The 1,807-nt window shown below is 37.9% G+C and carries 3 protein-coding genes; all 3 read right to left on the minus strand.

Annotated features, from left to right (window positions below; all coding sequences use genetic code 11):
* A partial coding sequence (locus tag IJL02_RS11810; protein ID WP_292816700.1) for an ADP-ribosylglycohydrolase family protein occupies positions 1-812 on the minus strand: 812 nt, incomplete at its 3' end.
* The gene (locus IJL02_RS11815; RefSeq protein WP_292816702.1) at positions 805-1,239 is read right to left on the minus strand and encodes a hypothetical protein; all 435 of its coding nucleotides are present in this window, start codon (positions 1,237-1,239) and stop codon (positions 805-807) included. The genes IJL02_RS11810 and IJL02_RS11815, both read right to left, overlap by 8 nt.
* 28 nt (positions 1,240-1,267) lie before the next feature.
* Positions 1,268-1,807 (minus strand): tetratricopeptide repeat protein (locus IJL02_RS11820; RefSeq protein ID WP_292816705.1); only part of this gene is annotated, 540 nt, incomplete at its 5' end.

Here is a 1,807-nt window from a genome sequence, read left to right on the forward strand (position 1 = left end):
TCATCTCCAAGATTCACCGCTTTTAATACCAGTGCTTTATAATCTTTTGTATTCAACAAGCACCACAGTGCCGCTTCCAATGTATCGACGACATAACCTGTACTTTTTATCTCCTCTTCTGGCAAGTTTGCAAAATCTTCTCGCCATAATCTTGAATACTTTTCCAACTCATCTGTAAAGCAAGAACCACTATAATATTTTTCAGCATTCCCCAAACCTATTTGAATCGCCTCTGGGATGCTTTTTCCTCCCAGCAACTGTACTGCTATTAAGGAATAAATTCCACAACCAACCATACTTCTCGGATGCGCATGGGTCAAGGCTGATACTTCATGAATCACCAACATTGCCCTTTCATCAAAATTTTTTCCATAAACGCTGTGTAAATAAACGGCAACAGGCAAAATCCTCATCAGCGAGCCGTTTCCATTTGAATAGCTTTCTTCTGAACCGCAATCCTCAAGAGGTTTTTCTCTGACATATTTTATTATCGCCGATAACGTTGTTCCCCCACAATCGAATACCTCCCCTCTTGCTGTAAATTTCCCTTCAAAATACCAAAGGGCAAAATTATTCATTAAATCCACATAGTCTATTCTTTTCTGTCGAGCTATGCTTTCCATCGTTGCTATCGTCAGGCTTGTATCATCTGACCATGTTCCTACCGGTTGATTATGACTTCCAAATCCGAACATATCTGTTACTGGTTTTCTTTTAAGAGTCTCTCGACTTTTAAATTCCACCGGAACACCAACCGCATCAGCGACCGCTATTCCCATTGTCATTGCTTTTATAGTCTCTAAGTTAATCATCCTCTTCATTCTCCTCTTTTTTAATCAGTTGTTCATAACAAAGCTCACGACATTTACGAGCCAGCTCATTATCCGGTTCAAGTTCCAACACCTTATCAAAGTCGGCTATTGCCAATTTATAATTATTTCCCCATCTTATTATCGCCAGTCCTCTATACAAATATGCTTCAACACAATTATTGTCCATTGCTATAACTTTATCAAAATATTTACAAGCAAGAATTTCATCGTTTAAATCCCAAACGGTATAACTTGTTCCTAATTCCAAATGCGCCAAGCCCAGCAAAAAATAAATCTCTTTTACCATATCCGAATCTGAACCAAATCGAACAAATTGCAATGCCTGACTGCAATAAGCCACCGCATTATTATATTTTCCCATTGCATAGTTTTTACGCGCTTCTTCAAGTTTTTCCCTAGCAACCAATTTGTCTTCTTTCATAACATTATCTCCTTTAATCACTAAATTTAAATCTGATATTGGCGGGAGTCCTTCCCCAAACTTTTCTTTCTCCTTTGAGTAATAATTTCTCAGCCGTTTCTCTATTCATTTTTATACACGATGTAAGCCATTCATCATCACTCATTTCAAGTGCCCTGTCATATTCAGCAAGGGCTTTTTCATACTCGGCAAGCTTCAAATAGATATTCCCCAGATTGTAATAGCCAGAAACTTCATTCGACTCAAACTCTATTGCTTTTGTATAATCTTCCAATGCCAGCTCATATTCTCCATTTTTCTCATGAGCCAGACCACGATTATTGTATGAAATCACATCATCAGGGTTCAATTCTATCGCTTTTGTGTAATCCGAAATTGCCCTCTCCAATTCAAACAACTCATAATGATTATAACCTCTCAACCCATAAGCTTTATAATTATCCGGAGCTAGGGCTATACATTTCGTAAGAACAAAAATTGCTCGCCTATATTTCTCTTTGTTGAAAAAAGCTACACCCAACCAAAAATGAGCTTCCGCATTCTTGGGATTTAA

This window comes from Methanobrevibacter sp., assembly GCF_017427765.1.
GTDB lineage: Archaea > Methanobacteriota > Methanobacteria > Methanobacteriales > Methanobacteriaceae > Methanocatella.